The organism is Nocardioides sp. J54 (assembly GCF_000519005.1).
GTDB lineage: Bacteria > Actinomycetota > Actinomycetes > Propionibacteriales > Nocardioidaceae > Nocardioides.
Genome location: NZ_JAER01000023.1, coordinates 39852 through 66220 on the forward strand (window position 1 = coordinate 39852; position 26369 = coordinate 66220).

Genomic DNA, 26369 nt, shown 5'->3' on the forward strand with positions numbered 1-26369 from the left:
ACCCCGGCCTGACCCCGGCCTGACCCCGCCGGCCCGGCAGGAGCCGGTCAGGTGGTGAGGTAGCCGCCGACCAGGGCGACCACCTCGTCGAGCAGCGCCTCGCGGGTGACCGCGGCGGGCTGGTCGAGCACCCAGCGCAGGGCGAGGTTCTCCAGCGCCAGCACCACCACCCACGCGGCCACGGCCGGGTCCGGCCGCTGCGAGGCGTCCGGGCGTGCGGCGAGGTAGATCGCGACCATGTCGCGGACCCGTCGCTCGAGGTCGGCGCGGCGGTCGCGGTTGCGCCCGAGGGGCAGCTCCTCGGCGAGGACCTGCAGCGCGACGGGGTCGGCCTCGAGCGCACCGACCAGCGCGTCGGCGGTCGCCCGGACCATCCCCGGCCCGGTCTCGCCGATCCGGTCGGCGAGCGACGCGGCGACCTGGTCGGCGACCTCGGCCCAGTAGCGGTCGAGCACGACGTCGAGGATGGCGCCCTTGTCGGGGAAGTACTGGTAGAGCGAGCCGGGGCTGACCCCGGCGGCGGCTGCGACCCGGTTGGTGCTGAAGGCGTCGTAGCCGTGCTCGACGAGGACCTGCCGGCCGGCGGCCACGATGCGCTCGACCATCTCGCGTGAGCGGGCCTGCTGCGGGGCCTTGCGCACCGGCGCCTCCCTCGTGGATCGCGAGTTGAATGCGAGCGATGGCTCGCGTCACGATCATGGCATGACCGCCGACCTCGCCACCACCCGCGACACGACCGACGGACCGTCGTACCCTGCACGCTTCCGCGCCGCCGAGGCGCGCGGCCGTCGCCTCGGTCGGCCGCTGCAGCTGTTCGCGCGGGTCAGGCAGGTCGACGAGGCCCTGATGGACCGGATCGGGCGGGCGATGACGGAGCGTGACGAGCTCGGGGCCCGGCTCGCGGACGCGATCCGGTTGCGAGCAGGCGCGACCGGCAAGGTCGAGATGGCGCAGTTCCGGCAGGCCCTCACGCACGGCGTCGAGGCCGTCGCTGACGCGCCGCCGGCACTCGCCGCCTTCTTCGCCGAGGTCCAGGCCGAGCCCGCCTGGCTCGACCGCGACCTCGTCGAGGAGGGCGCCCGCGTCTTCCGCCGCCTCGGCCAGAACGCCCAGGACGTGCTGCTGCAGCTCTCCCTCGTCGGCGGCTACCGCTTCGGCGGCCCGACCGACCTGCTCGTCGCGACCGGCGGGCTGACCGGCGGGCAGACCTTGCGCCGCCTCGGCGAGACCCAGAAGTGGGGCTCGTCGCTCACCGATCCCGGCGCGCTGCTCCCCGTCACGGGCGAGGGCTGGCGGTTGACGGTCCACGTGCGGCTGATGCACGCGCTGGTCAACCACGCCTTCGAGGGCCGCTGGGACACCGACGCCTGGGGCTTGCCGATCAACCAGGCCGACCAGGCCTCCACCCTCGGCCTGTTCGACGGCGTGCTGCTGATCGGCGCCCGCGCCCTCGGCGTGCCGTTCAGCCGCCGCGAGTCGCGGGCCCTCATGCACCTGTGGAAGTACGTCGGCTGGCTGATGGGGGTGGACGAGGACTTCCTCGTCGACGACGAGTGGGAGCGGCACCGCATCGACTACCACGTCCTGCTCGCCCAGGGGCCGATCACCGACGCCGGCCCGCAGCTGGCCCAGGCCGTCGTCGCCGCCCAGACCGAGCGGCACTACCCGGGCTGGCCGGCCGCGCTGCAGGGCGTGCGGGCCCGCTACGAGCGCGAGCGGCTGCTCTCGATGCTCACCGTCTTCCTCGGCCCGGAGAGCATGCGCGAGCTCGGGCTGCCGATGCGCCCGCCGTGGGCGCACGGCTACATCGTCGCCCTCAACACCCTGCGCTACCGCGTGCTGCGCCACCTGCCCGGCGGCGAGGAGCGGCTGTGGCGCTGGGGCGGTCGCCGCGCGCAGTGGCTGCTCGACAGCTACTTCCAGGGCGACCGCGAGGAGGTCGGCGCGCTCCAGGCCTGAGCCGCGTGCCCCGCCCGACTCGTCGGGGCCCGTCGGACGGTTCAGCGGGCCGGCTGCTGGGCGGGCTCGCCGGTGTCGCGCACGAGGTAGACCCACGGCAGCGCGCGGCAGCCCACCTGCCAGCCGTCGCGCTCGTAGCGCGCCAGCGAGCCGGTCCACAGCACCCGCTTGTGCTCCCACTGCGTGGCGGTGCGGACCATCCGGTGCCGCAGGAGGCCGGCGCCGACGGTGTGCCAGCCGAGCCGGCCGGCGATCTCGAGCTCGGCCATCTCGTCGAAGGCGGTGACCGGGCCCAGCCAGCGCTCCTCCGGGCCGTCCGGGGCATTGCTGTTGTCGCCCGTGTCGTCGCCCGCGTCGTCGCGGCCGAAGCGCTGCTGGGCGGCCTGCCGGGTCAGGCCCAGGGTGCTCCCGATCGCGGCCCAGCTGTGGCCGCCGGCGCGGGCCGCGGTGACGGCCTGCTGGAGCAGGTCGTGGGTCGCGCGGTCGGCCTCCGCCGCACGTCGTACGACGGCGAGCTGGTCCTCGGCGTCGACGCCGGTCAGGATCGCGAGGCCGATGGTGTCGACGAGGTCGCTCACGACGGGTCCTCGTCCCGGCTCGGCAGCCACATGCCGTCGCCGGTGCCGTTGCCGGTGCCGTTGCCGGTGCCCGTGCCCTTGCCCTTGCCCTTGTCCCTCCGGTCGCGCCGGAGGTGGGCGCCGAGCACCGCTGCGCCGGCGAGGATCAGGGCGATGCCCGCGCCCTGGAGCAGGCCGCGCAGGAAGCCGTCGAGGGCGTTGGCGGTCGTGGTGAGGGCGATGCCGATGACGACGAGCGCGATCGTCGAGGGGGAGGCGGCGGAGCCGGGTGCGTCGTCCCGAGGTGTCATGTGTCAAGGTTTTCTTGACGCATGGCGGTTTGTCAAGAATCTGTTGACAGCGCCGCCGGATGGGGCTGGGCCGGTGTCGGCGGGGTGTGGGAGGTTGCTGCCGTGGCCCGCTCCGACCGTCCCGACGTCCCCGGCGAGGTGCTCGCCCGGCTGCGGGCGATCTTCGCCCGGATGCCCGAGTGCCACGAGGAGGACGCCTGGGTCGGCGTGCGCTGGCGCGTCGCGCGCACGGCCACGGTGGCGCACGTCTTCGGCGGCGAGGACCAGCTGTTCCGGATCACCTTCCGCGCCGAGCCGGACGAGGTGCTGGCGTTCGAGCACCTCGGTCCGCCGTACTTCCGCGGCGAGTGGGGCGGCAACATGGTCGGGATGCTGCTCGACGGCGACACCGACTGGGAGGAGCTCGCCGAGCTCCTGACCGACTCCTACTGCCTGCAGGCGCCCCAGCGGCTGGTCGCCCTCGTCGACCGACCGCCCGCGTGATCACCCCACAGGTCGGGGACGCCGGACCGCGCAGTCCGGGGTGAGAATGTGGGGACAGTCGAGACCAGCGCGGGAGGCGTCGTGGAGGCAGCAACGACCGGTACGGGCGAGTCCTTGCTCGCACGCGCCCTGGCGGAGGCCGACGGCCCGGCCGCGGGGGACGAGGCCAACGCCGCGCTGCTCGACGCGGCGCACGAGCTGTTCTGCCGCCGTGGCATCCAGCGCACCACGATGGAGGAGGTCGCCCGCGCCGCGGGGTTGTCCCGGATCACCGTCTACCGCCGGGTGAGCTCCAAGGAAGCCCTCGTCGAGCAGGTGGTGCTGCGGGAGTTCCGCCGCTACCTCGACCGGTTCCTCGTCGACATCGCCCCCGCGCGCACCGCGGAGGAGCGGGTCGTGCTGGGCTTCGTCAGCTCGCTGCGCGCGATCCGCACCAACCCGCTGATCGGGCACCTCATGGCCGCCGAGCCGCAGGCCCTGGTGCCGATGCTCGGCCGCACCGGCCGCACCCTCGCCCTCGTCTCGCAGTTCGTCGCCGGCCAGCTGCGCCGCGAGCAGGCCGCCGGCAACGTGGACGAGTCCGTCGACGTCGACGTCGTCGCCGAGGTGATGGTCCGCCTCACCACCTCCTTCCTGCTCACCCCCAGCCACCAGCTCGACCTCGACGACGACGCGGCCATGGGCGAGGTCGCCCGCCGCTACCTCGCCCCGCTGCTCCGCGCCCGCTGACCCGCCCTACCTGGTCCGTTGCTGGTCCGTAGCTGGGGTAGTCCCGGGTCAAAAGCACCGCGACACGCCGTCGGAAGGTGCTTTTGACCCGGGACTACCGCACAGGGGTGGACAGGAGGGGTGGGCGGTGCTAGCGGCGGCGGGCGGCTAGGTTGTGGCGGGTGAGCGAGGCCGAGAGCGAGATCGCCGTCCGCACCATCCGCCACGAGCGGACTCTGGTCATCGGGCTGGACCGGCCGGCGAAGCGGAACGCCATCAACCCTGCCGTCACCCGCGGCCTCGACGAGGCGCTCAACCTGCTCGAGGACGACGACGAGCTGTGGTGCGGCGTGCTGACCGGCGGGCCGCGGCTGTTCTCCGCCGGCGCCGACCTGGCGGAGGGGGCGGGGGAGCCGACCGAGCGCGGCGGGATCGCCGGGATCATGTCGCGGGTGCGGCCCAAGCCGCTGATCGCCGCGGTGGAGGGCTACGCGCTCGGCGGTGGCTTCGAGCTGGTGCTGTGCTGCGACATGGTCGTCGCCTCGCGCACGGCGACCTTCGGCCTCCCGGAGGTACGACGGGGCCTGCTCGCCGGCTTCGGCGGCGTGTTCCGTGCCCCGCGGGTCCTGCCCGCCAACGTCGCGCGCGAGATGCTGCTGACCGGGGAGCCGGTCGACGCCGAGCGGGCCGAGCGGCTGGGCCTGGTCAACCGGCTCGTCGAGCCCGGCCTGGCCCTCGACGTCGCCCTCGGCGTGGCCGCCACGATCTGCGGGAACGCCCCGCTCGCCGTGCGCGAGTCGCTGGCGATCGCGAACCGGGAGATCAACGGCGAGGAGGCCGACGACTGGGCGGCGAGCGACGCCGCGCTGGGCCGGCTGATGGCGTCTAAGGACCTCGGCGAGGGGATCAACGCCTTCTTCGGGCGCCGCGACCCGGTCTGGCGGGGCGAGTAGCTCAGCCCAGCGCCCCGCGCAGCCAGCCGCCGAGCTGGCGCACCACGTCGGTGGCCTCGCTGACCATGCCGGCGAACAGGTGGCTGACGTGCCAGTGGCCCTCGAGGAGGGCGTAGGTGACGTCGACCCCGGCGGCGCGGGCGGCGTCGACGAAGCGTTCCACGTCGAGGCGGAACATCTCGTCGCTCGCAGCCTGCACGAAGAGCGGTGGGAGGCCGGCGAGGTCGGCGCGCAGCGGGGAGACCTCGGGCAGGTCGGTGCCGCCGGGCGCGTAGGAGGCGGCGCCGAGCTCGAGCCAGCCGCGGCTGAGCAGCGGGTCGTCGACGGTGGTGTCGAGGCCGGCGAGCGACAGGTCCACCCACGGCGAGATGAGGCCGAGCGCGGCCGGGGCGGGGATGCCGACCTCGCGCAGGCGCAGGGCGAGCGCGAGGGCGAGGCCGCCACCGGCGGAGTCGCCGGCGACGACGACGTGCTCGGCGGAGAAGCCGCTCTCCAGCAGGCCCTGGTAGGCGGCGAGGGCGTCCTCGACCGCGGCGGGGTAGGGGTTCTCCGGAGCGAGCCGGTAGTCGAGGACGTAGGCGACGGCACCGGCCGCGTCGGCCAGGTGCGCCGCCGCGGCGCGGTGGGTGGTCGGCGACCCGATGAGGTAGGCGCCGCCGTGCAGGTAGAGCAGCACCCGGTCCGGGCGGCTGCCGGGAGGGCTGATCCGCTCGGCCGGTACGCCGGCGAGGTGGGCAGCCTCGGTGCGGGTGCCCTTCGGGAGGATCGCGACCCGCATCAGCGCGTTGATCACCTGGCGCTGGCGGGCGGGCGGGACCCGGGTGCCGAGGACCGGCTTGACGAGCCGGCGGACCACCAGGCGGGCGGCGGGGAGCGGCAGGTGCATGGATCCCATCCAAGCACCGGCCGCCCACCCGGCCGCCGTGCGGTCAGACTGCGGTCAGACTGTGGGCGGGGTGACGCCCAGCTCGACCAGCGCCGCGACGTACCCCTCGACGTTGCGGAGCTTGACCTCCTCGTAGCCGCGGACCATGTCCGGCAGCTCGGCGATGCGCACCGCGCGCTCGTAGTCGCCGGCGCCCAGCTCGCGGGCCAGGCCGGTGACCGTCGCACGGTAGTGGTCGCGCAGCTCGCGCTCGACCTTGCGCACGTGGGCGCGGCCGAACGGGTCGGCGGCGGTGCCGCGCAGCCTCTTCATCCTCGCCAGCGCCCGCAGCGAGCCGTGCGACTTCGGGCCGAAGGAGATCTTCTTCGTGCGGCCGATGGCGCGCAGCGCCGGCGGGTGCAGCTGGAAGGCGATCGTGCCGCCGGGGAAGGCGGAGCCGGTCTCGGCGAGGAACGCCGGGTCGGTCAGCAGGCGCGCGACCTCGTACTCGTCCTTGTAGGCGGTGAGCTTGAAGAGGTTGCGCGCGACGGCCTCGGTGAACCGGGTGCCGGTGCCGGCGGCCTGCTCGGCGCGGGCCACCTCGGCGACCAGTGCGACGTAGGAGTCGGCGAGCTTCTCGTCCTGGTAGTCGACGAGGTCGGCGGCGCGCAGCTCCACGAGGCGGCGCACCTCGCCCTCCAGGCCGGACGCGGCGACGGACGCCGGGACGTGGCGCTCGCGCACCGGTGCCGGGCGCGAGCCCGCGGCGCGGAACGCGGCCGGGTCGGTCACGGCGACGCGGCCCCAGCGGAACGCGGCGACGTTGGCGGCGACGGCGGTGCCGTTGATCCCGATGGCCTCCTCGATCGCGGCGGCCGGCAGGCGCAGCGCGCCGGTCTGGTACGCCGCACCGACGAGCAGGAAGTTCGCGGCGGTCGTGTTGCCGAAGATCCGCTCCGCGGCCTCGAGGGCGTCGAAGTCGAACATCTCGGCACTCACCGTGCGCACCCGCTCGAGCAGGCCCGCCTCGTCCGGGTGCTGCACCGACGGGTCCTCGACCATCGCACCGGTGGGGGTGCGGCTGGTGGAGACGACCGTGCGGGTCCACGCGGAGCTGCCGAACTGCAGGTTGCGGTCCTCGGCGAGGGTGAGCAGGTCGAAGCCCAGGAAGCAGTCCGCCGATCCGGGCGTGAGCCGGTTGGCCGGCTCGAGGTCGTCGGCGGCGAAGCGCAGGTGGCCCACGACCGGGCCCGCCTTCTGGCTGAGGCCGGTCTGGTCGAGCGACTCCACGGCGTACCCGGCGCGCAGGGCGGCCGTGGCGAGCACCTGGTTGACGGTCACGATGCCCGTGCCGCCGATGCCGACCATGAAGACGTTCTGGGTGTGGTCCACCCGCTCCTCGGCGACGCTCAGGTCGACGCTCGGCGGGGTCGGGTACGACTTCTTGCCGCCGGACCTGCCGGACTTCACCGCACCGGCTGCCTTCGCCGCGGCGGCCTTGCGGGCCGCCCGCCTCGCCCGGCGCGTGACCGGCGCCGTCTCGACGGTCACGAACGACGGGCAGTCACCGTCGAGGCAGCTGTAGTCGGTGTTGCAGGAGGTCTGGTCGATCCGCGTCTTGCGGCCGTACTCCGTGTCGACGGGCTGCACCGAGAGGCAGTTGGACTTGCGGCCGCAGTCGCCGCAGCCCTCGCAGACCGCCTCGTTGATGACGACCCGCTTGGTGCGCGTCGGGAGCGTGCCCCGCTTGCGCTGGCGGCGCGCGTCCGCGGCGCAGTGCTGGTCGTAGATCAGCACGGTGACGCCGGGGATGTCGCGCAGCATTCGCTGCGCCTCGTCGAGGCGGTCGCGGTGCCACAGCAGCGTGCCGGGGGCCAGGTCGCGCTTCTTGTGCCGCTCGGGCTCGTCGGCGACGACGATGATCTGCTTGACGCCCTCGGTGTGCAGCTTGTGGGTCAGCGCCGGCACCCGCAGCGCGCCCTCGGCGTCCTGCGCGCCGGTCATGGCGACGACGTCGTTGTAGAGGATCTTGTAGGTGATGTTCACCCCCGCCGCGATGCAGGCCTGCACGGCCAGCTGCGCGGAGTGGAAGAAGGTGCCGTCCCCGACGTTCTGGAACATGTGCTCGGCCTCGGTGAACCAGGCCTGGCCGATCCACTGCGCACCCTCGCCACCCATCTGGGTGACGCCGGTGACCGCGCTGGAGGGGCGGTCGGAGATGGTGACCATCGCGTGGCAGCCGATGCCGCCGCCACCGAGCGAGCCCTCGGGCAGGACGGTCGAGCGGTTGTGCGGGCAGCCGGAGCAGAAGTACGCCGAGCGGCTGGCCGACAGCAGCGGCAGCGGCTTGCGTGAGGGCGGCGGGGGCTTCATGGTCAGCCGGTCCTGCAGCAGGTGGCGCAGCGGCGCGAGCAGGCGGCCCGAGGTGAGCTCGCCGTCCGCGGGGATGAGCAGGTTGCCGTTCGCGTCCTTCTTGCCGAGGATCCGCGGCGCGCCCGGCGTGCCGTAGAGCAGGTCGCGGACCTGGGTCTCGATGAAGGAGGTCTTGTCCTCGACCACGATGACCTCGTCGAGGCCCTCGGCGAAGCGGTGCACCGCCTCGGGCTCGACCGGGCTCATCATGCCGAGCCGGAGCACGCGGATCCCGGCGGCGGCGAGGTCCTCGTCGGAGACGCCGAGGTCGGTGAGCGCCTGGCGCAGCGAGTCGAAGCAGCTGCCGGAGGCGACCAGGCCGGTGCGGGCGCCGGGGGCGTCGACCTCGGTGACGGACAGGCCGTTGCGGGCGGAGTACTCGTGCACGAGCGCGGTGCGCGGGCCGACCAGCTCGGCCTCGGCGCCGACGATCATCGCCGGGCGCAGCACGATCGGGCTCTGCGTGTAGGCGTAGGGGTTGCCGTTCCAGTCGATGGTCGGCATGACGGGGTCGACGCCGAGGTCGGCGCCGTCGACGACCCACGCGCCGTCGGCGACGTCGGCGACGATCTTCAGTGCGACGACGCAGCCGGTGTTGCGCGACATCTCGACCGCGTGCAGGCCGAGGGTGACGATCTCGGTGGCGTTGCGCGGGAAGAGCACCGGGATGCCGAGCGCAGCGAGCGAGCGCTCGCTGACGGCCGGGACGGTCGACGACTTCGACGCCGGGTCGTCGCCGACGAGCAGCACGGCACCGCCGCGGCGGTTGACGCCGTACATGTTGGCGTGGCGCAGGGCGTCCGTCGCGCGGTCGACGCCGGGGCCCTTGCCGTACCAGAAGCCGGTGACGCCGTCGAACTTCGAGCCGGCGGCCGGCAGGTCGATCTGGCTGCCCCACACGGCGGTGGCGGCGAGCTCCTCGTTGAGGCCCGGTACGAAGCGGATGTCGTTCTCGTCGAGGACGTCCTTCATCCCCGACAGCATCTTGTCGAGGCCGCCGAGCGGGCTGCCCTGGTAGCCGGACACGAAGGTCGCGGTGTGCAGGCCGCGGCGGCGGTCGAGCGCGCGGTGCTCGACGAGCAGGCGCGCGATGGCCTGCACGCCGGTGAGCAGCACCGGCGGCGCGTCGTGGCGGAACCGGTCGTCCAGGTCGTACGGCGCAGCCGGCTCTGCCGGGGTGCCGGGGCGGTCGAGGAGCTCGGTCATGCGCGCACCTCCGGGGTGCTCTCGGGGACGGACGGGGCGGCGGCCAGCCGCTCCGCGACGATGTCGGCGGCGACGTCGCTGGTGGTGCGGCCCTCGGCCGCGGCGCGGGTGAGGATGGCCTCGACGGTGGTGGCGATCGCGCCGATCTCCGCACGCACCTCCTCGGGGGTGCGCGACCAGATCTCGCTGGCGACCTGGATCAGGCCGCCGGCGTTCGCCACGAAGTCGGGCACCCAGGTGATGTCGCGGCGCTGCAGCAGCGCGGCGACGGAGGAGTGCAGGAGCTGGTTGTTGGCGGCGCCGCACACCACGCTGGCGCGGATGGCGTCGACCGACGAGGGGGTCAGCGTCGCGCCCAGCGCGCACGGGGCGTAGACGTCGACCGGGGCGTCGAGGACCGAGCCACGGACCTCGACCTCCGGATGGGCGGCACGCAGCCGCGTGACGCCGGGCTCGTAGGGGTCGGCGACGGTGACCCGGGCGCCGGCCTCGAGCAGCAGGCGGACCAGGTGGGTGCCGACCTTGCCGACGCCCTCGACGCCGACGCTGCGCCCGCGCAGGCCGTCGGGACCCCACCGGTGCTCGGCGGCGGTGCGCAGCGAGCAGAAGACGCCGTACGCCGTGGAGAAGCCGCTGTCGCCGGAGCCGCCGTTGTGGCCCACGACGTACTTCGTGCGCGTCGCCACGACGTCGAGGTCGTCGGCGGTGGTGCCCACGTCGGCGGCGGTGAAGTAGCGGCCGGCGAGGGTGTCGACGAAGCGGCCGTACGCCGCCAGCAGCTCAGGGGTCTTCGTCGTCGCCGGGTCGCCGATGATGACGGCCTTGCCGCCACCCAGGGGCAGGCCGGCGGCCGCGGCCTTGTGGGTCATGCCCTGCGAGAGGCGCAGCACGTCGGTCAGTGCCTCGGCCTCCGAGGCGTAGCGGTGGAAGCGGGTGCCGCCCAGGGCCGGGCCCAGGCGGGTGTCGTGGATCGCGATGATCGCCCGCAGGCCGCTGGCCTCGTCGCGGCAGAAGACCACCTGCTCGTGGCCGGCGGCGCTCAGCTCGTCGGTGCGCTCGAAGACGAGGTCGGCGTGCGGGGCGGTGATGGTCATCGGCTCTCCTGTGCGCGAGGAACGGGTCAGCGCAGAGCCTGCGGCCTGGGTGGGCCCGGTCACAACCATGATCGTCCAGTTTGGCGACGACGGGCAACGCCCTCGGGGTCAGCCACGACGGGCGCGCAACAGATCGACTGCGTGACCTACGATCTGTTGCGTGAGCGAACCGGCCGTCATCGACCAGACCGACCGCGAGATCCTCGACCTCCTGCGCGAGAACGCACGGCGCCCGCTGCGCGAGATCGCGGAGGCCGTCGGGCTCACCGTCGCGCCCGTCCAGCGACGCATCGCACGGCTGGAGCGGCTGGGGGTGATCGAGCGCTACACCGTGCAGATCAACCACGGCCGGATCACCGGCGGGATCGAGGCGGTCACCGAGCTGCAGTTCGCCGACGACCTCGACCTCGCGCAGATCATGGAGTACGTCGCCGGCATCCCCGAGGTCGAGGAGGTCCTCACCCTCGCCGGCGACCCGGACGCGCTGCTGCGCGTCCGGGTCGACGGGGTGGAGGACCTGCGGCGGGTGGTCAGCCGGCTGCGGGCCGGGGGCCAGATCTCCAGCACCAAGACGCTGGTGGTCCTGGAGCAGTGGACCCGGATGGGCTGAGCCGGGGCGGCTCGTCCCTCAGCGCGCGGGCGTGAGCCGGACCTGGGTGGTGACCGCGGCGGCCGCGCAGGTGGCGGTGCCGCGGCGGCCGTCGGCGAGCACCACGTCGATCGTGGCGAGGTAGGGCGTCACGGTCTGCCGCTGCGTGGCGCCCTCCTCGACGCCGACCTCGCGCTGCTTCGTCCCCGCCTGCTGCAGGGTGACGCCGATGCTCGCGCGGGTGCTGGTCTCCCCGGTGAACAGGTCGACGACGTCGGTGTGCAGGGTGCCGCGGCCGCTCGGCATGCGCAGCGTGCCCTGCGCCTTCTCCGCGCCGGCCTCGCCGTGGTCGAGGACCACCTCGACCACGACGTCGGGCAGCTGGCCGCTGAGCCGGACCTCGCCGTCGGGCAGGCCGGGGACGGCGCAGATGTCGGAGCCGAAGTCGTGCCAGGTGCTCACGTGCGCGGCGGGGTTGTTGCTGCGCACGTGGAAGCCGGTGATGTCGGCGGTGCACGCGTTGCTCGCGAGCTCGACCGGCGCGCCGTCGTACGACGCCGTGGTGCCGGACAGCGTCACCTCGGTGGAGGTGCTCGTGCCCTTCGTCCACCGGTTGCCGTCGCGCTCGTCGACCTGCTCCGTGGTGGTCTCTCCGGGCGCGGCGTCGGCGGCGACGGCGAAGGTGTGGCCGTCGTCGAGCGGGACGGTCGCGGCGAAGCTGCTGCCGAACGTGAGCTCGGTCGCCTCGCCCTGGGCGACGAGGCCGCCGTCGGCGTCCTCGACGAACGCGCTCACGCCTCCCTCGGAGCCGTCGGTGGCGCCGCCGCCGACGAGGAAGAGGGTGTGGCCGTCGCCGAGGTCGGCGACGCAGCTGGCGCCCCAGTACTCGGCGTCGATGCGGGTCGGGGCACCGGCGTCGGCCGGCGCGGCGGCGAGTGCGAGGAGGGCGGCGCCGCAGGCGGCACCGAGGCCGGCCCGGAGGGCGCGGGGAGGGGTGACGGGCATGGCTGTTTCTCCTGGGGTGGTTGTCGAGAGGGGTACGCCCGGCGGGGCCGCCGGGTTGCCGGCCGGGACCGGGTTTCTCGCCCCAGGCCGCCGGTCAGTCCCGGTCGGGGAGGGGCAGGCGCGAGCGGAGCCAGGACACCGTGCCGGCGGCCGCGCCCCGGGCCTTCGGACGGTGGTCGAGCGGGGCGACGAGGAGCGCGCAGTCGTCGGGGATCATCCACTTGATCTCGTGGAAGACCCGGGACAGCGTGTCCGTCGCCTCGATCAGGAGGAGGCCCGGCCCGGCTTCGTGCATCTCGCGCCAGGGTCCGGGTGCCGAGCGGACCTCCGCGACGACCGCCGGGTCCCCGAGCCATGCCATGCAGACAGCCATGACGGGAGGGTGCCCGGAAGCGACGGCGGCAGTCGCCGCGGAGATCGGGATCACTGCTGGTCAGCGGGTGCTCAGCGGGTCGGGGCGGCGAGGCCCTCGACCCGGACCGGACGCCCGGAGGAGACCACGACGACCTTGATCGTCCCGGACCAGGCCGAGCCGAACGTGGTGACCGGGATGACCCGCCTGGTGGTGGTGCGGGCCGTCCTGAGCTTGACCGTCTTCACCAGGCGCTTGCCGGCGTAGACCCGCACGGTGCCGTGGGTGCTGCCGCCGCTGGCGACCAGTGCGACGCGGCGCGCCTTCTTCACCGGGTAGGTCAGCGAGGCACCGCGGCGCGAGGTCGTGGCCACCTTGCCGCCGTACGCCGTCGAGGCGGACGCCAGCTTCCAGCCGGCCGAGCGCTTGAGCGAGCGCGCGGGCACGGGCACCGTCCAGGTGCGGGTCGCGGCCGTCGGGTCGGTGTTGCCGGCCGCGTCGGTCGCGCTGGCCCGGAACACGTGGGTGCCGGGGGTGAGCCCGGTCATCGTGTGCTTGCCGGCGGTGCAGGCGCGGTCCCGGCCGTCGAGGCTGCAGCCGAAGCTGGACCCGGCCTCGGAGGAGCCGAGCGTGAACGACGCCGAGGTCGACGTGGTGATGGCGCCGTTCGCCGGGCCGCCGGACAGCGACGTGCTCGGCGGGGTGGAGTCGCCACCGCCACCGCCGCCACCACCGGTGCCGGCCTTCGTGGCGAAGAGCGGCACGTACGGCGTGACGTACTGCTTGTCGCTGCCGTGGCCGGTGACGGTGAACGCGACCTGCAGGTGGTCGCCGGACTGCGCGACCGGGCAGGGCGCCGTGCCGTCGCGGCGGGACTGGCAGGTCGGCGCCGGCGTCGCGGTGCCCTTGAGCTCACGGGTCGCGACGACGGGGAACTGGAACTCCAGGATCTGGCCGCGACGCAGCAGGAAGGGCTCGCCGTCGGCCTGGGTCAGCGCGATGCCGCCGTTGACGCCCTCCCAGATGCCGAGGTCGGCGTCGGTCAGCGTGCCCGGCTGGTCGACCTGGTTGATGCCCCAGATGACCGGCTCCTCGGGGTAGGCGAGGCCGGGCGGCGGGAGGATCTCGGGGATCGTGTAGACCTTGTCGCTGCACGGCAGCCCGACGAGGGCGACGTAGCCACGCAGGTAGAACTTCTCGCCGACCTTCGGCACCTGGCCGGTCGGGGAGCGCCAGCCGGTGTTGCCGCTGACACCGACGGTGGGCGTGCCGGTCCAGCAGTTGATGATCGTGTCGGACTGCGAGTAGCCGTCCTGCCACTCGCTCTCGGCGGCGGCTGCGGCGCCGGTGGTCGGTGGGGCCGCGACGAGGCCGGCGGTGAGGATCGCCGCGGCGAGCGTGGCGAGCCGGCGGGTGCGGGTGCGCATGGTGGTCCTCTCGGGTCGGGGGAGGCGGACGGTTCGGCGGGAGCGGGGGTGCCTGGGCGCGCTCACGCGGTCTCCTGGACGAGGTCGGGCAGTGCGAGCCACTCGGCCCACGACAGGTCGCGGCCGACGTACCGCGGCCGGGCCAGGGGCCACTCCGCCGCGATCCAGCGGGGCACGAAGGCGTCGAGCGCGGCCTCGAGGTCGGACCCGACGAGCGGGTCGACGACCCACCACGAGATGTCGGCGTCGGCGCCGACCTTGGCCGGCGGGTCGACGTACAGGCAGCCGAGCAGGGCGGTCTCGTCGGCGTCGAAGAGGCCGTAGAGGAAGGACTCGTGGGCCTCGATCTCGGCGGCGTGGTGGGCGAGGTCGTCGATGTCGGCCTCGCGGCTCAGGTGCACCGGCGGCCAGCCCCAGGCCTGGCCGTAGATGGACCACAGCCGGTCGCGGGAGCCGCGCACGGCGGGCAGGTCGAGGTCGACGTCGGCCGGCCCCATCGGCCGGAGGTGGTGGCGGTCGGTGAGGGCGACCCGGGTCGTGTGGGCCCAGTCGTCAGGCAGCCAGGCTGCGGGTTCGGTGGTCATGGGACGACCTTGTCCGCGCGCGCTTGCGGTGCCCTTGGGATCGGCTTGCGGGTGCTTGGGGCCGCCTGGCGGCGCTCGCTCAAGCGTCGGCGAGCGCGGCCATCGCGGCCACGTCGAGCGCCCGGCCCGTGGCCACGTCGTCGTCGTACGACGGCCCGCGGGTCGCGCGCGCGGTGGCGGACGCCTGCTCGATCAGCGCCTCGTCGGGCCGGTAGTAGCCGTAGACGTTGCCGCCCGCGCCGGCCCGCAGCTCGGCGGCGGCGCCGCGCAGCACGCCCACCCGGGCGAGGTCCCCGTCGCCGTCGAGGGACTCGACGACGGCCAGCGCCTCCAGCAGGTAGGCGAGGTTGGCGTGGTCGCCGGTGTCCATGCTCAGCGTGACGCCCTCGCGGATCTGGGCGCGGGCGCGGGTGAAGTCGCCGCGGACCACGGACACCTGGATCGCGGTGAACAGGGCGATGTAGACCGCGAGCGGGTCGTCGCGGCGCCGGCCCGCGTCGAGCGCGGCGTCGACGAGCGCGGCGGCCCGGTCGGCGTCGCCGCGCAGCAGCTCGACGGTGCCGAGCCACACGTGCGACAGCGTCCACAGCCACTCGCCGCCGAGGCCGGCGACGACGGTCAGGTCGATGGTCTCGGTGAACACCGCCGCCGCGGTGTCGAGGTCGTCCTCGGCGAGCGCGACCAGGCCGATGCCGCCGTACGCGTAGGGCAGGCCCTCGACGTCGTCGGTCGCCCGGGCGAGGTCGGAGGCGACAGCCCAGCCGGCGCGGGCGAAGGCGAGGTCGCCCTGGGCGAAAGCCAGCGCCGAGGAGACCGCGCCGGCACGGACCCGCACGCGGTCGTCCTGCGCGCCGGCGAGCACACCCTCCATCAGGCGGCGCCCCTCGCGCAGCGCGCCACGCACCCACCAGAAGAGCCACAGGTGCCAGCCGAGCCAGCCGCCGGCGTCGGCCTGCCCGGAGGCCAGCGACCACTCGACGGCGGCGACCAGGTTGGCGTGCTCGCGCTCGATGCCGGCGAGGGTGTCGACGGTGCCGGGGCCGCGCAGGGAGGGCTCGTAGTGGGCGGCGAGGTCGGTGTAGTGGCGCAGGTGCGCGTCGCGGGCGACCTGCTCGTCGGCGGGCGAGAGCCGGGTCAGGGCGTACTGCGCGACCGGCTCGAGCAGCCGGAAGCGCGTGCCGCCGGCGCTCGGCTCGGCGACGACGAGGGACTGCTCGACGAGGGTCTCGAGCACCGCCAGCGCGCTGCCGCCGTGGTTGCTGTCCGTGCTGCCGTCAGTACGGCGGTCGAGGACGTCGGCCAGCACCGCCTCGGCGGCGCGGAGGTCGAAGCCGCCGACGAAGACGGCCAGCCGCGGGAACACCGCCTGCTCGGTGGGGGAGAGCAGCTCAAAGCTCCAGTCGATCGCCGCGCGCATCGTGCGCTGCCGCGGCGGGAGGTCGCGCGCGCCCTCGGCGGCCATCACGTCCGCCAGCCGGGCGCCGATGTCGGCCGGCGTGAGCAGCCGGACCCGGGCCGCCGCGAGCTCGATGGCCAGCGGGATGCCGGCCAGGCGCTGGCAGAGGTCGACGACGTCGGGGTCGTCCGCGCTGGTCGCCGAGCCTGGCGCGACGCTCGCGGCGCGCGTCGCGAACAGCCGGGTGGCCGCCGGCAGGTCCAGCGGGGTGAGCGGGTAGAGCACCTCGCCGCGCACCCGCAGCGGGGTGCGGCTGGTCACGAGGACCCGCAGTCCCGGGCAGGCCGCCGCGAGGGTCGCGACCTCGGGCCACGCGTCGAGCAGGTGCTCGGCGTTGTCGAGGAGCAGCAGCTGGTCGCGCCCGCGCAGCAGGTCGAGCAGCGCCGCGAACGGGTCGCCGCCCTCCGCGACGCCGACGGCGTGCGCGATCGCCGGGATCACCGCGGACGGGTCGCGCAGCGGCGCCAGCGGCACCAGGGTCACCCCGTCGGCGAAGTGCCGCTCAGCGGCGTGCGCGACCGCGAGCGCGACCCTGGTCTTGCCGCAGCCGCCGACGCCGGTGACGGTGACCAGCCGGGACGTCGGCGCGCGCAGCAGGTCGACGAGGTAGTCGACGTCGCGGTCGCGGCCGACCAGCTCGCCGAGCAGGTCGGTGGAAGGGATCCGGCTCGGTCGCGGCGGCTCGGCAGCGGGCGGCCCGGGGGTGGTCGCCGGTGCGGCCGGCGCCGGCTGGGTCGCCGGTCGCAGCGCCGGGTCCTGCTCGAGGATCTGCTGGTGCAGCTGCTGCACGGCGGGACCGGGGTCGACGCCGAGCTCCTCGACGAGGCGGGCGCGGAGGTCGGCGTACTCCTCGAGGGCGTCGGCCTGCCGCCCGGCGAGGTAGAGCGCGCGCATCAGCTGCCCGCGCACCGACTCGCGCAGCGGGTGCTGGGCGGCCAGGTCCTGGAGGCGTACGACGGCGGCCGCTGCGTCGCCGATCATCAGGTCGACCTCGGCGGCGAGCTCCTCGCCGGTCAGCCGCAGGCCCTCGAGGCGCAGCGCCTCGGCCCGGGCGAACATCTGCGGCACGTCGGCCAGCGGCTCGCCACGCCACCAGCCGAGCGCGGTGGCCAGGTGCTCCCGGGCGGCCGGGGCGTCGCCGGCGGCCAGCGCCTCGCGCGCCCGGTCGAGGCCGGTCGCGAGGCGGTGCGCGTCGATCGCGGCGGGGTCGACCTCGAGCCGGTAGCCGGGCGGCGCCGTGACGATCTCGGCCGGCACCTCGGCCTCGCGCAGCCGCGCGCGCAACCGGGAGATCACGGCCTGCAGGTTCGCCAGGGTGCCGCCGCGCCCGCTCTCGCCCCACACCCGGTCGAGCAGCATGTCGGTGGACACCACGCGACCGGCGTCGACGGCCAGCGCGGCGAGGGTCTCCCGGTGCCGGGGCGAGCCGACGTCGATCGGCTCTCCGGCTGCGTCGAGGACCGCCAGGGGACCGAGCAGCCGGAGCGGGACGTCGCTCACTCGCTCACCCTCCTGCCGCCGGACACCGGGCAAGGCTAAGGGCGCGCAGTCGGCGGTGCAGGAGATTGCCCGAGGAGCCGTCGGCGGCGGCGCCATGTAACACGTTGATCGCGGCTCTTGCCGCCCGTTGGCGTCTGTTCCAGCCGCACCCAGCGCGGGTTCTCCGCGGTCACGTGGCGCGTACGTCAGCGAACGANGNGNNACAGNGNCCNNCGCGCGGCNGNNNCGCCATGTAACACGTTGATCGCGGCTCTTGCCGCCCGTTGGCGTCTGTTCCAGCCGCACCCAGCGCGGGTTATCCGCGGTCGCGGGGCGCGTAGGTGGGCGGACGACGTGTGACAGCGGTCAGCCGGCCGCCAGAGCCGCGATCAACGTGTTACAGCGGCCGGCGCGCGTACGACGAGCACCTGCCCGTCCCCGTCCCGAGCCGCCCTCACCCAGCCTCGGGCAGCTCGTCGCGGAGCAGGACCACGCGGTCCATCTCCTCGCCGCCGTCGCAGGTGCACAGCGCGACGGTCACCCGGTCGCCGGACTCGGCGACCACGTCCCACTGGCCGCCGGAGGCGATCCAGCGGTCGAGGGCGGCGCGGGCGGTGCTCACCCCTCCATCATGCCGCGTGGATGCCGCGTGGATGCCGCGACGACGCCGCGCGAGCATCCCGCACGAGCGCAACGAGCGTTCACCACTCGCTTGCCACACTGGCTCCATGGCGACCGCGACGCAGGACCACGCCCCGGCCGGGCGGCCCGACCGGCCCCTCGACAAGGCCACGACGTGGCTCGGCCTGGTGCCCTTCGCCGTCGCCGTCGCGGCCGTCTCGGCCCTGGGCGGCCTGGCGTCGACGTCGTCGCGGGCGACCTACAAGAGCCTCGACCAGCCGTGGTTCGCGCCGCCGTCGTGGCTGTTCGGCCCGATGTGGACGATCCTCTACGTCCTCATCGCGATCGCCGGCTGGTGGGCGTGGCGCAAGCACGCCGGCAACCTCGCGCTGGTGCTGTGGTCGGTGCAGCTCGCCCTCAACCTTGCGTGGACGCCGCTCTTCTTCGCCGAGGACCTCTACACCTGGGCGCTCGCCGAGATCGTCGTGCTCCTGGCCGCGATCGCCGCCACCATCGTGGTCTTCTTCCGCCGCGGCGCGAGGGGCTCGGGCTGGCTGATGGTGCCGTACCTGCTGTGGGTCGGCTACGCCACCGCGCTGAACGCCGCGATCGTCGTCCTCAACTGACGTCCCGCTCCGAGCCGGCCCGGACCGCTCGGGACGGTTGTCCGCACGGCACTGCCGGCACAGGCCGACGTGCACCGTCTCGGCGTACCCGACCTCGAAGCCGGTCCGCTCGACCAGCTCCTGCGGCGCGCGCGGAGCGGGCCCGGGCACGTTGACGATCCGATCGCAGCGGCTGCACACGAGATGGTGGTGGTCGGGACCGGTGGCGGCCTCGAAGCGCACCGGCCCCTCGGGCAGCGAGACCCGGCGCACCAGCCCGGCCGCGGTGAGCGCGTCGAGGCACGCATAGACGGTCTGCGGCGAGACCCGGCCGAGGATCTCCCGGCTGCGCGCGGCGACCTCCCCGGCGACCAGGTGCGCGCCCTCGCTGCGCGCCCGGTCGAGCACCGCCACGACCGCCAGGCGCTGAGGCGTGACGCGGAGGCCGGCGTCCCGTAGCCGAGTCTCGGGATCGGTCATGAGCCGCGCGGTACCCCGCTGATCCGGACTGAGTCACGAACACGCCGCGCCTCGGCGGACCAATCGGATCACTGCTCCTGCGAGCCGTCTTGCCGCCGCGGGCCGGGGTACGGCGCGGCCAACGCACCGATCCACGGATGGAAGGAGGAGCGATGAGGACGTACTACCCGCCCGGGACCCAGGACCAGACCGGCATCGCCGACAGCGGCACCGCCGAGCAGGCGAAGCACGCGGCCGCCACCGCGAAGGAGGACGGTCGCCAGCTCGCCGCGGAGGCGAGGGACGAGGCGAGGGCCGTCGCCGCCGACGCGCAGGAGCAGGCCCGCCGCCTGCTCGACCAGGCCCGTACGGAGGTCGAGAGCCAGGGCCGCTCCCAGCTCGACAGCCTCGTGACGACCCTGCAGGGCTTCGCCGACGACCTCGAGCGGATGGCCCGCGGCGAGGGCGCCGGCAACGGACTCGCGCACGACGTCGTCCGCGAGGTCGGCGACAAGGCGACAGCACTCACGCAGCAGCTGCGCGACCGCGAGCCCGGCGAGCTCCTCGACCAGGTCCGCTCCTACGCCCGCCGCCGCCCGGGCACCTTCCTGCTCGGCGCGCTCGCCGCCGGCGTCGTCGCCGGACGAGTGGTGCGCGGTGCCAGGGAGGCCAACACCAGCGGCGGCACGCACGCCGCCGGCACCTCCGCCACCCCGACGGGTGGTACGGCGGCCGGTGCGCCCCTCGACGAGGCGAACTCCGCCACCGGCACCACCAGACTCCCGACCCAGCCTGCTCCGCCGCCGCCCGCACCTTCGCCGGTGCCCGGCTTCGACGGCCCCACCGGACAGGCAGGCACGCCGTGACCGCGCAGCAGACGCGACCCACGGCGCAGGAGACCGGTCCCGCAGGGACCGACGCGACCGCTGAGGATCGCACCCTCGGCGAGCTCGTCGGCGACATCGCCACCGACCTCACCACGCTCGTGAAGCAGGAGGTCGAGCTGGCCAAGGCCGAGCTCAAGATAGAGGCGACCAAGGCGGGCAAGGGTGTCGGCCTCGTCGGCGGAGCCGGCGTGGCCGGCCACCTCGCGCTCCTCTTCGGCTCCTTCGCCCTGCTGTTCCTGCTCGACAGCTGGATGCACACCGGATGGGCAGCACTGGTCGTCGCGGCGCTGTGGGGCGTCGCGGCGGCGGTGATGGCGATGTCGGGGCGCAAGGAACTGAAGTCGTTCAACCCCAAGCTCGAGACCACGCAGAAGACCCTGAAGGAGGACGCGGCATGGGCCAGGCAGCTGAAGAACGGATGACCACGGGGATCGACCGGACGCGGCAGGACCTCTCCCGCGACGTCGACGCCCTCTACGACCGGGTCAGCCCGGGCCGGATCGTCGACCGGCGCAAGACCGCCGTGCGGCACCGGGTGTCCTCGATGAAGGACTCGGTGATGGGCACCGCCCACGACGTGGGTGGGTCCACTCCGTCGGTCTCCGACGCGGCCGGGTCCGTGCAGGGCGCCGCCGAGTCCGGCATCAACGCCGTGCAGCGTCGTACCGAGGGATCGCCCATCGGCGCCGGCCTTGCCGCCTTCGGCGCGGGCCTGGTCATCTCCGCCCTCATCCCGCCGAGCTCGAAGGAGACCGAGCTCGCCGGCCGCCTCACCGACGCCGCGAAGGACTCGCCGCTCGTGGACGAGGCGAAGGCCGTCGGCCAGGAGATGGGCCAGCACCTCCAGCAGTCCGCCACCGAGGCGGCCCAGGAGGTCAGGGCCAGCGCCCAGCAGTCTGCCGACCACCTCAAGGACGAAGGCCGCTCGGCGGCCGACGACGTCAGGAGTCAGGCTCCAGGCACCTGACTCCCTTCGTGGGACAGTCGACGCCCGCCCGTCCTCCTACGGGCGGGCGTCGGCGCTTCCGGACGCCTGCGCGGCCCGGTTGTCCACAACCGGTCACGGGCCCCTACCGGACGGACCCGGGTTGGCATACGGTCGGAGCCAGCCAAGGAGTCCTATCTCGGGGGAGTCGCCATGGCCCTGCTCCAGCCACCCGTGCAGCCGCCGGTGGTGGCGGCTCCTGCCTCCGACGAGGTGGTCGCCCGGCTGGACGAGGAGCTCCGCGCCGCCGTACGACGCGACGGGCTCGACCCGCAGCGCGAGGTCCCTGCGGTGCGTCGCCTAGCCACCGCCCTGGTGCGTGAGCACGACGAGCGCAGCCTGACCGGTGTGGTCGCCCCGGTGGCCGATCCCGGCGCCCTGGTGTCGGAGCTGGTCGCCCGCGTGGCGGGCTTCGGGCCGCTGCAGCCCTTCCTCGACGACCCCACGATCGAGGAGGTCTGGATCAACAGCCCGGACCGCGTCTTCGTCGCGCGGCAGGGACGGCACGAGCTGACGAACCTCGTGCTCACCGAGGCGCAGGTGACCGAGCTGGTCGAGCGGATGCTGAAGTCGACGGGGCGCCGCATCGACCTGAGCCGCCCGTTCGTCGACGCGATGCTGCCCGCCGGGCACCGGCTGCACGTGGTGCTGCAGGGGATCTCGCGCGGGTTCTCGGCGGTGAACATCCGCAAGTTCGTGGTGCGCGCGACGCGGCTGGCCGAGCTCGTCGACCTCGGCACGCTGACGCCGGCGGCCGCGCGCTTCCTCGAGGCGTCGGTGCGGGCGGGGCTGAACATCCTCGTCACCGGCGGCACGCAGGCCGGCAAGACCACCATGCTCAACTGCCTCGCGGCCGCGATCCCCGGTGGGGAGCGGGTGATCTCCGCCGAGGAGGTCTTCGAGATCCGGTTCCCGCACCCGGACTGGGTCGCGCTGCAGACCCGGCAGGAGGGACTGGAGGGGACGGGCGAGGTCCGGCTGCGCGACCTGGTCAAGGAGTCGCTGCGGATGCGCCCGAGCCGGCTGATCGTGGGGGAGGTGCGGGCCGAGGAGTGCCTCGACCTGCTGCTCGCGCTCAACGCCGGGCTGCCCGGGATGTGCACGCTGCACGCCAACAGTGCGCGCGAGGCGCTGACAAAGGCCTGCACCTTGCCGTTGCTGGCCGGGGAGAACATCTCGGCCCGCTTCGTCGTCCCCACCGTTGCGGCGTCCGTCGACCTCGTCGTCCACCTCGCGCTCGATCCGTCGGGTGCGCGCCGCGTGGTGGAGGTCGTCGCGGTCCCCGGCCGCATGGAGGCTGAGGTCATCGAGACCGAGCCGGTCTTCGAGTGGCGCGACGGCCGCCTGGCGCGGGGGATCGGGCTGCCACCGCGGCTCGAGCAGTTCCAGCGCCTGGGCATCGACGTCATGCGGCTGCTGAACGAGGATGCCGACTGATGGGTGCCCTGGTCGGCCTCGCCTTCGGTATCGGGTGCCTCTTGGTGTGGTCGGCCTTCCGCTCCCCGCGGCCGGCGGTGGCGGCCTCGAAGGAGAGCGGCACCCGCCGGTTGCTCGCCGAGGCCGGGCTGCGCGACGTCGCGCCGCGCTCGCTGGCCGCGCTGTGCGCCGGGAGTGCCCTGCTCGCGACGGTGCTCGTGCTGGGGCTGACCCGCACGGTGCCGATCGCGCTGGTGCTCGGTGCGCTGGCGGGATACCTGCCGCTCGCGGTGGTCCGCGGGCGCGCGCGGCGCCGGCAGCGGGAGTTCGCCGAGGTCTGGCCCGAGGCTGTCGACGACCTGGCTTCCGCCGTACGTGCGGGGATGTCGCTGCCCGACGCCGTCGCCGCCCTCGCGGTCCGCGGCCCGGACGCCCTGCGACCGTCCTTCGAGGCGTTCGCCCTCGACTACCAGGTGTCCGGCCGGTTCGGCGACTGCCTCGACCGCCTCAAGGAGCGCCTGGCCGATCCGGTCGGCGACCGTGTCGTCGAGGGCCTGCGGATTGCGCGTGAGGTCGGTGGTGGCGAGCTCGGCCGGCTGCTGCGGAACCTGTCGGGCTACCTGCGCGACGACCTGCGCACGCGCTCGGAGCTCGAGGCGCGCCAGTCGTGGGCGGTCAACGGGGCGCGGGTCGCGGTCGCGGCGCCGTGGGTCGTGCTGCTCGTGATGTCCACCCAGCCGGAGGTGGTGCAGCGCTACCAGAGCGCCGCAGGTGCGGTGGTGCTCGTCGCCGGCGCGGGCGTGTGCGTGCTGGCCTACCGGCTGATGATGCGGCTGGGCCGGCTGCCCGTCGAGCGGCGGATCCTGCGATGACGCTGGGGATCTGGGGTGGCCTGCTCGGCCTCGGTACGGCGGCCGGGTTGCTCCTCGTCGCCGCGCGGGTCGTCGTGATCCGTCGGCCGCCCCTCGAGCTGCGCGTCCTGCCGTACGTCCGCGACCTCGCGCCCCCGCAGCGCGGCCCCGCGGTTGGCGCGCCGCCGGGCAACGCCGTGGCGGCAGTCTTCGGGCCGTTGCTGCGCCGCGCGGCCGATGGTGTGGAGCGGGTGCTGGGCGGCTCCGCCTCCGTCCGCCGGCGGCTCGACCGCGCCGGGATCGACCTGGAGGTGTACGACTTCCGCGTCCAGCAGGTGCTGTGGGGCCTGGCCGGGTTCGGCGTCGCTGCGGCGTACGGCCTGCTCCACAGCTGGACGAACCCGGGCAACCCGCTGCCGCTGCTGATCGGTTGCGTCGGTGCGTTCATGCTCGGCGTGATGCTGCGGGAGAACCGGCTCTCCGCGCAGGTGCGGCAGCGCGAGACCGCGATCGTCGCGGAGTTCCCGACCATTGCCGAGCTCCTCGCCCTCAGCGTCGCCGCCGGCGAGGCACCCGTCGCCGCGCTGGCCCGGGTCGTCCGCCGCAGCGGCGGCGAGCTGTCCCGCGACCTGGCCGACGTGCTGGCACGGATCCGCACCGGCGAGTCAGTCGCCGAGGCCTTCGACCGGCTCGCCGTGTCGTCGGGCGTGCCCGTCGTCGCCCGCTTCGCCCACGCCGTGGCGGTCACCGTCGAGCGCGGCACGCCGCTCGCCGACGTCCTGCACGCCCAGGCTGCCGACGTCCGCGAGGCCGGGCGCCGCGCGCTCATCGAGCAGGCGTCGCGCAAGGAGATCTTCATGATGGTCCCGGTGGTGTTCCTCGTGCTGCCGGTGACCGTCGTCTTCGCCTTCTGGCCGGGCTTCATCGGCCTCACGCTCAGCTACTGAACCAGCACCTCTCGGGAAGGAACCACCGTGCACCACCGGACACCGATCCACCTGGCCCGACGGCGCTGGCGGCAGCGCGACGAGCGCGGCGACGTCCCGGGCTGGGTCCTCGTCACGATCATGACCATCTCGCTGGGCGTCGCGGTCTTCGCCCTCGCCCGCCCGCAGCTGCTGGCGATCCTCCAGTCCGCGCTCAACTCGGTGCGGTGACCGCCCGTCGGCGGGACGAGCGCGGTTCGGCCCTGGTCGACTTCACGCTGGTCTCGGTGGTGCTGCTGCCGCTCGTGCTCGGCATCGTGCAGGTGGCGCTGGTGCTGCACGTGCGCACGACGCTCGCCGCAGCCGCCGCCGAGGGGGCCCGCCTCGCCGCGACCTCGGGCAGCAGCCCCGGCGACGGCGTCGCGCGCACCCGGTCGCAGATCGCCGACGCGGTGGGGAAGAGGTACGCGCGCGACGTCCGGGTCCGTCGCGTCACCGTCGGCGGGGCACCTGCGATCGAGGTCGTCGTGAACGCCGAGGTCCCGGCGCTCGGGCTCGGTGGCCCCGCGGTCGGGTTGAGCGTGTCCGGCACCGCCGTGGAAGAGCGTCCGCGATGAGCCGGCTGCGTCGCCTGCCGGCCCGCGACGAGCGGGGGAGCGGGCTGGTCGAGGTGATCTGGATGGGCGTGCTCCTGCTGCTCCCGCTGCTGTGGATCGTGGTCTCGGTCTTCGAGGTGCAGCGCGGCTCGTTCGGCGTCAGTGGGGCGGCGCGGTCCGCCGCTCGCGCCTACGCGCTCGCCCCGACCGACGCGGCCGGGGAGAAGCGGGCTGCCGCGGTCGCGCGACAGGCGCTGGCTGACCAGGGACTGGAGGACGTGCCGGTGCGGGTGACGGTCACCTGCACGCCGTACCCGCGCAGCTGCCACTCCGGCACGTCGGTGATCACGGTGCGGATCGAGTCCGCCGTCGCGCTGCCCCTGCTGCCCGACGTCCTCGGCTCGGGCTCGCCGAGCTTCCGCCTCACTGCCCAGCACTCCGTGCCGATCGGGCGCTACCAGGAGGTCGAGCGTCGATGAGTCGCGAGCGCGGCAGCTCCACGCCCCTGATCGTCGCCTTCGTCGCGGTGATCCTCCTGCTCGTGGCCGCCGTCGTCGACGCCAGTGCCGCCTACCTCGCCCGCCAGCGCCTCGACGAGCTCGCCGACGGCGCCGCGCTGCAGGGTGCGGACCTCGGCGCCCAGGGCCAGGACGTGTACGACGGCGGCCTGGGCCGCGGCGACCTCGCCATCTCCCGCCGCGAGGCCGAGCGCGCGGTCCGCGCCTACCTGCGTGCCTCCGGCGCCCACCGCGACCACCCCGGCCTCCGGACATCGGTGCGGGTGGACGGGACGCGCATCGTGGTCGAGCTGACCGCGTCGGTCGACCTGCCGCTCGGCCTGCCCGGCGCGCCGGCGCGGGCGTCCGTGCGGTCGGTGGGCTCGGCGGTGGTCGACCCGCTGGAGTGAGCTGGGCACCGTCCCGGCACCGAGGCCGGTGGTTTCGAGGCTCGGCCGCGGGCGGCCTCGCACCTCAACCACCGGCGATGGGGCCCCTCCGGTGGCCGCGTTAATCCCGGTGGTTGAGGTGCGACGAGCGCCAGCGAGGAGCCTCGAAACCGCCGGGCCCTGAAGGCGGGCGGTGGAGGGAGAATCTCCAGTCCACAGGCGGGTTTCCGGCGCACCTTTGTGTCGGTGGTCGATGGAAGCATCCAGTCATGGATCTCGGGACCAGCGCTCCCTCGGTGGGGCAGTACGACGGCCGCTCGGTCGTCGAGCTGCTGGCCGACGCGAGGGCCGAGGTCCGGGCGCGGCAGGCGTCGCAGGTGCGGGAGTGGTTGATCATCNCGGCCTGGGCCGACCACCACGTNCTCGACACCGAGGAGGGTGCGGCCACGCTGCGGGACGGCTGGCTCGACACCGGTGTCCCGATCGCCGGTCCCGGCGCGCCGCTGGTGAGCGAGTTCGCGCTGATGGAGCTCATCGCCACNCTNGGCCGCTCGCCCGACGGCGGGCGCAACTACGTCGGGCAGGTCATCGAGTGCACCTGGCGGCTCCCGCGGCTGCACGCGGCGGTGCTGGCCGGGGAGGTCGAGACGTGGCGGGCGCAGCGGATCGCCGACCTGACCCGGTCACTGTCCGAGGA

Annotated in this window: 28 protein-coding genes and 1 pseudogene; 16 read left to right on the forward strand and 13 right to left on the reverse strand. The window is 74.4% G+C overall.

Annotation, left to right across the window (positions count from 1 at the left end; genetic code table 11):
- Positions 1-47: 47 nt before the first annotated feature.
- Positions 48-641: a TetR/AcrR family transcriptional regulator gene (locus NOCJ54_RS0114880; RefSeq protein WP_028656128.1), complete on the reverse strand. Its 594-nt coding sequence runs from the start codon at positions 639-641 to the stop codon at positions 48-50.
- 61 nt (positions 642-702) lie between these two features.
- On the opposite strand from NOCJ54_RS0114880, the gene NOCJ54_RS0114885 reads away from it, so the two are divergent.
- Positions 703-1959, forward strand: a complete 1257-nt coding sequence (locus NOCJ54_RS0114885) for an oxygenase MpaB family protein (protein ID WP_028656129.1) — start codon at positions 703-705, stop codon at positions 1957-1959.
- Positions 1960-2000: 41 nt separating this feature from the next.
- Here NOCJ54_RS0114885 and NOCJ54_RS26030 read toward each other — a convergent pair whose 3' ends face one another.
- Both NOCJ54_RS26030 and NOCJ54_RS0114895 read right to left on the reverse strand, forming a co-directional pair.
- Positions 2001-2537, reverse strand: a complete 537-nt coding sequence (locus NOCJ54_RS26030) for a hypothetical protein (RefSeq protein WP_036518150.1) — start codon at positions 2535-2537, stop codon at positions 2001-2003.
- Positions 2534-2827: a hypothetical protein gene (locus NOCJ54_RS0114895; protein WP_028656130.1), complete on the reverse strand. Its 294-nt coding sequence runs from the start codon at positions 2825-2827 to the stop codon at positions 2534-2536. Before NOCJ54_RS0114895 ends, NOCJ54_RS26030 begins: the two co-directional genes overlap by 4 nt.
- 102 nt (positions 2828-2929) lie before the next feature.
- Here NOCJ54_RS0114895 and NOCJ54_RS0114900 point away from each other — a divergent pair, with 102 nt between their 5' ends.
- The 3 genes from NOCJ54_RS0114900 (at position 2930) to NOCJ54_RS0114910 (ending at position 4971) form a co-directional block, all read left to right on the forward strand.
- Positions 2930-3310 (forward strand): MmcQ/YjbR family DNA-binding protein, encoded by a 381-nt coding sequence (locus tag NOCJ54_RS0114900; protein WP_028656131.1) that lies wholly within the window; start codon positions 2930-2932, stop codon positions 3308-3310.
- A 114-nt stretch (positions 3311-3424) separates the two neighbouring features.
- Positions 3425-4039 (forward strand): TetR/AcrR family transcriptional regulator, encoded by a 615-nt coding sequence (locus tag NOCJ54_RS0114905; protein ID WP_036518152.1) that lies wholly within the window; start codon positions 3425-3427, stop codon positions 4037-4039.
- A 161-nt stretch (positions 4040-4200) separates the two neighbouring features.
- The gene (locus NOCJ54_RS0114910; RefSeq protein ID WP_232221800.1) at positions 4201-4971 is read left to right on the forward strand and encodes an enoyl-CoA hydratase-related protein; all 771 of its coding nucleotides are present in this window, start codon (positions 4201-4203) and stop codon (positions 4969-4971) included.
- 1 nt (position 4972) lies between these two features.
- On the opposite strand, the gene NOCJ54_RS0114915 is transcribed toward NOCJ54_RS0114910, so the two are convergent.
- The 3 genes from NOCJ54_RS0114915 to NOCJ54_RS0114925 are packed head-to-tail and all read right to left on the reverse strand — an operon-like array spanning position 4973 to position 10548.
- Positions 4973-5857, reverse strand: coding sequence for an alpha/beta hydrolase fold domain-containing protein (locus tag NOCJ54_RS0114915; RefSeq protein WP_036518154.1), 885 nt, complete (start codon positions 5855-5857; stop codon positions 4973-4975).
- Positions 5858-5911: 54 nt separating this feature from the next.
- The gene (locus NOCJ54_RS0114920) at positions 5912-9454 is read right to left on the reverse strand and encodes an indolepyruvate ferredoxin oxidoreductase family protein (protein WP_028656135.1); all 3543 of its coding nucleotides are present in this window, start codon (positions 9452-9454) and stop codon (positions 5912-5914) included.
- Positions 9451-10548 (reverse strand): Glu/Leu/Phe/Val family dehydrogenase, encoded by a 1098-nt coding sequence (locus NOCJ54_RS0114925; protein ID WP_036518155.1) that lies wholly within the window; start codon positions 10546-10548, stop codon positions 9451-9453. The genes NOCJ54_RS0114920 and NOCJ54_RS0114925 overlap by 4 nt, the downstream gene beginning before the upstream one ends.
- Positions 10549-10708: 160 nt before the next feature.
- Between NOCJ54_RS0114925 and NOCJ54_RS0114930 the strand changes: the two genes are divergently transcribed.
- The gene (locus NOCJ54_RS0114930; RefSeq protein ID WP_028656137.1) at positions 10709-11158 is read left to right on the forward strand and encodes an Lrp/AsnC family transcriptional regulator; all 450 of its coding nucleotides are present in this window, start codon (positions 10709-10711) and stop codon (positions 11156-11158) included.
- Between the two features lie 18 nt (positions 11159-11176).
- Here NOCJ54_RS0114930 and NOCJ54_RS0114935 read toward each other — a convergent pair whose 3' ends face one another.
- The 6 genes from NOCJ54_RS0114935 to NOCJ54_RS30000 all read right to left on the reverse strand — a co-directional run bounded on the left by NOCJ54_RS0114935 (position 11177) and on the right by NOCJ54_RS30000 (position 18062).
- On the reverse strand, positions 11177-12142 hold the full coding sequence (locus tag NOCJ54_RS0114935) for a hypothetical protein (protein WP_028656138.1): 966 nt from the start codon (positions 12140-12142) through the stop codon (positions 11177-11179).
- Positions 12143-12236: 94 nt separating this feature from the next.
- Positions 12237-12515: a hypothetical protein gene (locus NOCJ54_RS0114940; RefSeq protein ID WP_157514918.1), complete on the reverse strand. Its 279-nt coding sequence runs from the start codon at positions 12513-12515 to the stop codon at positions 12237-12239.
- Between the two features lie 71 nt (positions 12516-12586).
- Positions 12587-13921 (reverse strand): hypothetical protein, encoded by a 1335-nt coding sequence (locus NOCJ54_RS0114945; protein ID WP_028656140.1) that lies wholly within the window; start codon positions 13919-13921, stop codon positions 12587-12589.
- A gap of 62 nt (positions 13922-13983) precedes the next feature.
- Complete coding sequence (locus tag NOCJ54_RS0114950) at positions 13984-14505, reverse strand: hypothetical protein (protein WP_028656141.1); 522 nt, start codon at positions 14503-14505, stop codon at positions 13984-13986.
- Between the two features lie 79 nt (positions 14506-14584).
- Positions 14585-17461, reverse strand: coding sequence for a BTAD domain-containing putative transcriptional regulator (locus tag NOCJ54_RS26035; RefSeq protein ID WP_051485884.1), 2877 nt, complete (start codon positions 17459-17461; stop codon positions 14585-14587).
- A 433-nt stretch (positions 17462-17894) separates the two neighbouring features.
- Positions 17895-18062 carry a hypothetical protein gene (locus tag NOCJ54_RS30000; RefSeq protein WP_186449690.1) on the reverse strand — a complete coding sequence of 56 codons (168 nt, stop codon included), beginning with the start codon at positions 18060-18062 and terminating at the stop codon, positions 17895-17897.
- Positions 18063-18168: 106 nt separating this feature from the next.
- Here NOCJ54_RS30000 and NOCJ54_RS0114965 point away from each other — a divergent pair, with 106 nt between their 5' ends.
- Entirely contained in the window at positions 18169-18687 is a 519-nt protein-coding gene (locus tag NOCJ54_RS0114965; protein WP_028656142.1) for a TspO/MBR family protein, read from the forward strand.
- Positions 18688-18789: 102 nt separating this feature from the next.
- Here the strand turns inward: NOCJ54_RS0114965 and NOCJ54_RS30600 are convergent.
- Positions 18790-19146, reverse strand: a pseudogene (locus NOCJ54_RS30600) (Fur family transcriptional regulator); the annotation flags it as partial.
- 152 nt (positions 19147-19298) lie between these two features.
- On the opposite strand from NOCJ54_RS30600, the gene NOCJ54_RS28395 reads away from it, so the two are divergent.
- From NOCJ54_RS28395 to NOCJ54_RS0115020, 10 genes are all read left to right on the forward strand, one after another.
- Positions 19299-19991 (forward strand): hypothetical protein, encoded by a 693-nt coding sequence (locus tag NOCJ54_RS28395; RefSeq protein ID WP_051485885.1) that lies wholly within the window; start codon positions 19299-19301, stop codon positions 19989-19991.
- Positions 19988-20434, forward strand: a complete 447-nt coding sequence (locus tag NOCJ54_RS26045) for a phage holin family protein (RefSeq protein WP_051485886.1) — start codon at positions 19988-19990, stop codon at positions 20432-20434. The genes NOCJ54_RS28395 and NOCJ54_RS26045 overlap by 4 nt, the downstream gene beginning before the upstream one ends.
- Entirely contained in the window at positions 20407-20979 is a 573-nt protein-coding gene (locus tag NOCJ54_RS0114985) for a DUF3618 domain-containing protein (protein WP_028656144.1), read from the forward strand. The genes NOCJ54_RS26045 and NOCJ54_RS0114985 overlap by 28 nt, the downstream gene beginning before the upstream one ends.
- A gap of 171 nt (positions 20980-21150) precedes the next feature.
- Entirely contained in the window at positions 21151-22434 is a 1284-nt protein-coding gene (locus NOCJ54_RS26050) for a CpaF family protein (RefSeq protein ID WP_084255247.1), read from the forward strand.
- Entirely contained in the window at positions 22434-23285 is an 852-nt protein-coding gene (locus tag NOCJ54_RS0114995) for a type II secretion system F family protein (RefSeq protein ID WP_028656145.1), read from the forward strand. Before NOCJ54_RS26050 ends, NOCJ54_RS0114995 begins: the two co-directional genes overlap by 1 nt.
- The gene (locus tag NOCJ54_RS0115000; protein ID WP_028656146.1) at positions 23282-24211 is read left to right on the forward strand and encodes a type II secretion system F family protein; all 930 of its coding nucleotides are present in this window, start codon (positions 23282-23284) and stop codon (positions 24209-24211) included. Before NOCJ54_RS0114995 ends, NOCJ54_RS0115000 begins: the two co-directional genes overlap by 4 nt.
- A gap of 27 nt (positions 24212-24238) precedes the next feature.
- Positions 24239-24421 (forward strand): hypothetical protein, encoded by a 183-nt coding sequence (locus tag NOCJ54_RS26055; RefSeq protein WP_036518157.1) that lies wholly within the window; start codon positions 24239-24241, stop codon positions 24419-24421.
- Positions 24418-24807, forward strand: coding sequence for a TadE/TadG family type IV pilus assembly protein (locus NOCJ54_RS0115010; protein ID WP_028656147.1), 390 nt, complete (start codon positions 24418-24420; stop codon positions 24805-24807). The genes NOCJ54_RS26055 and NOCJ54_RS0115010 overlap by 4 nt, the downstream gene beginning before the upstream one ends.
- The gene (locus NOCJ54_RS0115015) at positions 24804-25265 is read left to right on the forward strand and encodes a hypothetical protein (RefSeq protein WP_028656148.1); all 462 of its coding nucleotides are present in this window, start codon (positions 24804-24806) and stop codon (positions 25263-25265) included. Before NOCJ54_RS0115010 ends, NOCJ54_RS0115015 begins: the two co-directional genes overlap by 4 nt.
- On the forward strand, positions 25262-25693 hold the full coding sequence (locus NOCJ54_RS0115020) for a pilus assembly protein TadG-related protein (protein ID WP_028656149.1): 432 nt from the start codon (positions 25262-25264) through the stop codon (positions 25691-25693). Before NOCJ54_RS0115015 ends, NOCJ54_RS0115020 begins: the two co-directional genes overlap by 4 nt.
- Positions 25694-26369 lie beyond the last annotated feature (676 nt).